Annotated in this window: 4 protein-coding genes; all 4 read left to right on the forward strand. The window is 40.8% G+C overall.

From position 1 onward, the window contains the following. The coding region (locus ACEW8O_RS17565) for a hypothetical protein (protein WP_373495932.1) at positions 1-380 on the forward strand (380 nt) is incomplete at its 5' end. 51 nt (positions 381-431) lie between these two features. Further along, complete coding sequence (locus tag ACEW8O_RS17570; RefSeq protein ID WP_373495933.1) at positions 432-4,022, forward strand: adenylate/guanylate cyclase domain-containing protein; 3,591 nt, start codon at positions 432-434, stop codon at positions 4,020-4,022. Positions 4,023-4,123: 101 nt separating this feature from the next. Then, positions 4,124-5,905 (forward strand): patatin-like phospholipase family protein, encoded by a 1,782-nt coding sequence (locus ACEW8O_RS17575; protein ID WP_373495934.1) that lies wholly within the window; start codon positions 4,124-4,126, stop codon positions 5,903-5,905. Between the two features lie 30 nt (positions 5,906-5,935). Beyond that, positions 5,936-6,876: sensor histidine kinase (locus tag ACEW8O_RS17580; RefSeq protein WP_373495935.1), on the forward strand; the 941-nt coding region annotated here is incomplete at its 3' end.

The following is a 6,876-nucleotide window of genomic DNA, read 5'->3' on the forward strand; positions in this document are numbered from 1 at the left end:
TGGATAATTTGCCCATTGAGCCCATGTACCAATATCCAGTTGGGAATATTATCGCAGTTGCCCTGGCAGGATATTCAACCCGTAAAGTCAATTATGAAGAAACCCCAAGTTCATGGTCGGTTTTTTGGGATAAGATATTCAAGAAAAAGAAATATAAAATCCCCAATCTCGCTTCAATTTTAATCAACTCTTTGACCATCAACAGCCGTCAGAAACAAGAGAACACCAAATCAAAAGTCTCATTATATTTTGAACTGGACCTACAGGGCGTAGGATTTTTGGACAACAATAAATGGAAAAATATCCAAAACAAAGGCTACAAACAAACCCAAGAATATTTAAAAGCTTTAGAGAAAAAAGATAAATTTTGGTTGAATTGAAATCAAATATTTTTGATTTTGTATTTTGTGTATCCTCTTTCTTTGATCTAAATGAAAAAACATACCGATTTTCAACTTAATCCTCCTCTTTCCCTCCAAAATTGTTATTTTTTCTGTTTGGTATTTTTGGTCTATTTCTTATCAGGATGCACTAAGCAAGATCCTTCCCTTGGGTCGATATCTGAAGACAATCCGGTAGCTGATCCATTTTCCAAACCAAAAATAACTTATATCTCAGACCTTCCTGATTCCCTCCAACCAGCCACTTTTCTACTCAGTGAAATGCCTCCACCAAAAGTGATCCCGGTACCAAAGCAAAAGGGTGCTTTCTATGAACGGGTAAATGTAGCGGATGAAAGACAGCGGGTAGAACTTGAACCCCCTCAGGTTCATCCATTTTCGGTACTGACAGATGAGGATGGGCAGTATCCCTTAGGAATAGAAGGAAAGCCTTTTGTGCTCGGATTTGGTGGAATTGGTCAATTTACCAACTATAATACGAACAATGGATTGGCCCTGGACGGTATTAGGGGCAGTCTTCTGGATAGTAGGGGACACCTTTGGTTTGGTACTTATTCGGGTGGTGTGAGCAGGTTTGACGGAACTTCATTTACCAATTTTACTGCTGATCATGGTTTGGCATCCAATATAGTCACAAGGGTATTTGAGGATTCTAAAGGAAATATATGGTTTACAACTAATGGTGGTGGCGTTGGAAAATACAATGGGAAGGTTTTTTCTCGCTATACCACCGAACAAGGTCTGCCTGATAATGTCGTCTGGAGCATCGCTGAAGATTCCGATGGAAATATATGGTTTGGAACCTATGAAGGCGGAGTCAGCAAGTTTGATGGAAACAGTTTTACGAATTACAACATGGAAAATGGCCTACCTGCCAATTTTGTTCTGAGCATGCTGATTGATAGGGATGGTATATTTTGGTTTGGTACATTAGGGGGTTTAAGCAGGTATGATGGAGTAAAATTTGAAAATTATACCAAGGAAGATGGTTTGCCCAGCAATTATATATTAAGTATCATCCAAGACCATTCAGGCAACTATTGGATAGGCACTGTCTCTGGGTTAAGTAAATTTGATGGACAGACTTTTTCCAATTTCTCAATTGATAAAGGAATGGCTGATTTAGCAATATGGGATCTTTTGGAAGATCAGGACAACAATATATGGTTAGCCACAAGCTACGGACTAAGCGTCTATGATGGAAATCAGTTCAAAAGTTTCACCACTGACCATGGGCTTGCAAGCAACAGTTTGAGAAGTATTGTTGAAGACCTTAACGGACACGTATGGGCAGGGACTGAAGATGCAGGGATTAGCCGCTTCGATGGCCTTGCTTTTACCAATTTTACCAAAGAGCATGGCCTTATAGATAATATGGTTGAAAACATTTTCGAGGATAGTAAAGGAAATCTGTGGTTTGGGACCTTTTTGGGGCTTAGCAAGTATGACGGATATTCCTTTATAAATTACTCCAGAACCCAGGGAATGGTCGAAAACGGTGGGATGTCTATGGCCGAGGCCAAAGATGGCATGCTTTGGATCGGAACTTTAAATGGACTCAGCCGATTTGACGGCACTGCATTTACCAATTTTACCCTTGAACAGGGACTCGCAGGTAAAAAAATCAATTGCATCCTCATAGATCAGAAAGACAACTTATGGTTGGGAACTTCGGATGGAGGAGTAAGTAAATTTGACGGAAATGGCTTTACCAATTTCTCCACCGAACAAGGGTTGGCAGATTATGAAATTCTGAGCATGATTGAAGATGACAATGGCCATATCTGGATTGCGACTTATGATGGATTGAGCCATTTTGATGGGGAATCATTTACCAACTACTCCACGGACCAAGGACTTGCATCAAATGTTGTTTTAAGCATTTCAAAAGACGAAGCAGGTAACCTTTGGTTTGGTACTGAAAATGGGCTCAGTTTCTTAAGCAAAGAACTCATATTAGAATCAGCCACTAAGGGGCCGGAGGTCATTTCATTTGAATCGTTTACCACTGAGGATGGTCTCCATGACAACCTTGTTTCCCAGGTTTTGGCCATTCAGGGAGGTAGAATCGTGACCGGATCAAACAAAGGAATCAGTATTTTCAATAGTCCTATCAAAGGAGGAGGTGGAGTTACAAAAATTACTAATTCGGAAGTTTTCAATAATTTAACTGGCCATCCTGTAAAGGACATTACAGGTTCAGGTAAAACCTTGTTCTTGGATAGTAAAGGGATAATCTGGATAGGCACAGGCAGCAAAAGCTCGGGTTTGGTGAGGTTTGACTATCATGCGCTGAAAAAGAACAAAACCGTGCCCCGGATATGGATCAATCAAATACAGCTAAGCGAGGAAAATGTGTCCTGGTCAAGTATTTTGACAGATGAGGAACCTTACCGTGACAGTCTTTCATTCCCTGCCCTACAAACAGAAGAAGTGCTGCGATACCAAAAAATATTGGATGAAAATGAGCGGAAAGATTTTCATAAAAAATACGCCGGTATTAAATTCTCTGAAACAACTCCGTTTTTTTATCTACCAGAAGACCTGACCTTGCCTTATCGTCACAATCAGTTGACCTTTGAATTTGCTTCCACAGAATTATCCAATCCACAACTAGTGGAATATCAATATATATTGGAAGGATATGATAGAAATTGGAGTCCGGTACTACAAAAAACAAATGCAACTTTTGGAAATATCCGTGAGGGGAATTACACATTCAAAGTCAAAGCAAGATATACAGGTATCAGTGAGGAGGGTACCGATAGTTGGACCGAACCGGTTGTTTTTTCATTTAGGGTTTTGCCCCCTTGGTACAGGACTTGGTGGGCTTATTTAATCTATGCCTTACTAATTGCTGGGACCTTCAGATTGTATATCAAAAGAAGGGAATTGGCCCTGAAAAATCGTCAGGAAGAATTGGAACATACTGTGTATATCAGAACAGCAGAACTAAGGGCAGAAAAGAAAAAATCAGATGACCTACTCTTGAATATACTTCCTGAAGAAGTGGCAGAGGAACTCAAAGCCAAAGGAAGTGCCGATGCCAAATTGATCGATGAGGTAACAGTGCTGTTTACAGATTTCAAAGGTTTTACCCAATTGTCAGAAAAACTCAGCCCAAGGGAATTGGTCGCAGAAATCAATGATTGTTTTTCTGCCTTTGACCATATCATGCAGAAACACAAAATCGAAAAAATCAAAACGATTGGCGATGCCTACATGGCAGCGGGAGGATTGCCCACACCCAATCAGACCCATGCCAAAGATGTGGTCAATGCTGCATTGGACATTCAGGAATATATGAAAAACCACAGGGTGGCCAAACAATCCAAAGGAGATCTGTTTTTTGAGATCAGGATAGGCATCCATACTGGTCCAGTTGTCGCAGGGATTGTTGGGGTAAAAAAATTCCAATATGATATTTGGGGAGATACCGTAAATACCGCCAGTCGGATGGAAAGCAGTGGTGAAACCGGAAAAGTTAACATCAGTGGTACTACTTACGAAGAGATTAAGGAGTTTTTTAAATGTAGCCATCGAGGCAAGATCGCCGCCAAAGGAAAAGGAGAAATAGACATGTACTTTGTAGAAAGAAATGACTTAAACCTTAAAAAATAGGAGAAAACAGGAAAAACTACATTTAACCTCAACAGTTTTTACCATTATTTTACCTTTTTAGAAAAAATCCACATAAATTAAAAGAAATAATGTCCATGGAAATGAAAAATAAATTTGATGATCATTACCGAGATCTCCTGAGCAATCTTTTTGGGGAGATGGAAGAAAGTAGCCTCAGGCAGATTTTTGAAGCAGGCAAAAAAATAAAACTTGAAGCAGGAGAATATTTATTCAAACAGGGTGACAGCCAAAATGAACTGTATGTGGTGCTGTCAGGTAGGCTACGTGCCATCAATGAGTCAAAAAGCGGAACAGTTATTTTGGGTGACATTGCCGAAGGTGAACCGGTCGGGGAAATCGCACTGTTTACCAATGAACCCCGAATGGCTGCAGTTCTTGCCATCAGAAAATCCATCGTGCTCGAAATCAGCAAAGCCGAATATCATAATGCTGTTGCAAAAAATCCGGAATTTGCCTCTGCCCTGACCCGGTTTGTAATCAACAGGATGAGGAGAAATATCCTGGAACAAAAAGTAGAGGCCATCCCCAAAAACATCGTCATCTTTCAGCTTCAACAGGACCTGAACATGGACTATTGGGTATCGGAAATTAAAAGTAATCTGGAAACCATGCACATTCCGACCCAGATTTTGGGCGGGGAATCTAAAGGAGAAAAAAATTCCAAAGAGCTGCCTGAGCTTTTGGAGCAACATAAAGGCGTCAACCTGATTGTCTGCAGTGGGCAGGATTCGGATTGGACCAAGCAATGTCTTCTTTATGCGGATCTGGTTATTTTAGCTACCTACTTTTATGCAGACTCGGATCTTTATGAAATCGAGAAAGCGCAAAAACTTTACGAAAACAATATCCTGAACAGGAAAAAATACCTGCTGCTGTTACATCCTGAAAATGTTGATGTCCCTGACAATTCCGCTAAGTGGTTTAAGGACAGAAACATACACTTACATATCCATGCCCGGAAAAACAACAACAAGGACATGCGCAGGCTTTGCAGGATCATCACCAATCAGGCAGTGGGGTTGGTCCTTGGAGGAAGTGGTGCCAAAGGTTATGCCCATGTCGGAGCGGTGCAGGCACTATTGGAGGCCGGGGTGGAGATAGATTTTGTGGGTGGAAGCAGTGCAGGCGCATTGTATGGTATAATTATGGCCTTTGCTGATTTCCAAAATAAAAGGATTGAAGCCATCTGCCAGCAATCCGCAGAAAGTGATCTGGGAATCAATAACTTCTTTCTGACTTTTTTTGCAAAAAACAGCAGCCAGAAAATCGAGGAATTTTCCCAAAAAGTATTCGGCAACACCGCCTTAGAGGATCTTTGGGTCAATTCTTATTGTGTATCTACCGATATGACAAACAATGAAGTTAAAATCCATAGTACCGGAAAGGTTTGGCAGCAAGTGCGGGAAAGCTTTTTATCTCCCGGCATTTTTCCTCCTGTAGTGGTGGATGATCAAGTGTATATGGACAGTGCCATGGCAGACAATATACCCATAGACCCAATGTACAGATACCCTGTCAAAAATATCATCGCCGTTTCGCTTTCAGGATCGGAACCCGAAAAAGTGGATTTTAAAAATGTCCCTTCAGTTTGGGAACAGGTCAAAGGAAAATTTGCCAAGAAAAAAAGATACGACAATCCTGTCATCACCACCGTAATGGTCAATTCCATGACTTTCAATTCCAGACAACGGGAAGAAATAAATAAATCCAAGGTTTCTCTCTTTTTTGAAATCAACCTAAGGGCAGTAAGTCTCTTAGATGACAGCAAGTGGAAGCGGGTTGTCAAAAAAGGCCACGATCAGACCAAATCCTATCTTAATGAATTGCCCGGTGAGGAAAAATTCTGGTTAAAAAATTCTTGATGGTTCCTTTTAAAGACAAACACTAGCATTATGGGTTTCGAAAATGTCATTGCATTTATCTTTTTGTATTACCTGCGCAGGCAGTTGAAAACCAGGGAGATTCCTGAGAAATGGAAAAAACCCATTAATTATGGGATGATCATCGTAGTCATTTTGGCCATTTTGGCTGCTTCTCTCGATGATAGCCTCATCATCAAATTTTTCAGCATTTTACTGATATCATATATCGTTTACACTATTTTCACTCATCCCGAATTTTCGGGAACAAAGTCTTTGGTCTATGCCGCGCTGCCGCTTATCGCTGTTTCCCTCATCAGTGATATATTTGAACTGGTCAGTCCAAAATTGTTCAAGACATGGGAAAAAGTATTTGATGTAGCCTCATTGTTTGCTTTTATCTGGTTGGTGGCAATGTATATCATTTACAGAAAGCAGAAAAAGGCGCTTTTGGCCGAGAAAATCAAAGCCTTAGAAAGGGAAAAAGAATTTCAGATCACCCAGACCATCAAAGCCAAACTTGAAGTGGACGTTGCTGAAAGGACAGCCGAACTGGTCAAGCAGAAAGAAGAACTTGAGAAAGCCCTGGAAGAACTCAAAGCTGCACAGGCCCAATTGATCCAATCGGAAAAGATGGCATCGTTGGGAGAACTGACTGCGGGCATTGCCCATGAGATCCAAAATCCCTTGAATTTTGTCAACAATTTTTCGGAAGTAAGTCAGGAGTTGATAGATGAAATGCATCAGGAACTGGACAAAGGAGATCTCGAAGAAGTAAAAGCAATAGCTTTGGACATCAAACAGAACCTTGAAAAAATCCACCACCATGGAAGCCGGGCTGACACCATTGTCAAAGGAATGTTACAACATAGCCGTACAAGTATGGGAGAAAAATCCCCAACTGACATCAATGAATTGGCAGATGAGTACCTTAGACTTTCCTATCATGGTCTAAGGGCAAAAGACAAATCTTT

The sequence above is a fragment of the Aquiflexum sp. genome, assembly GCF_041749095.1.
Lineage (GTDB): Bacteria > Bacteroidota > Bacteroidia > Cytophagales > Cyclobacteriaceae > Aquiflexum.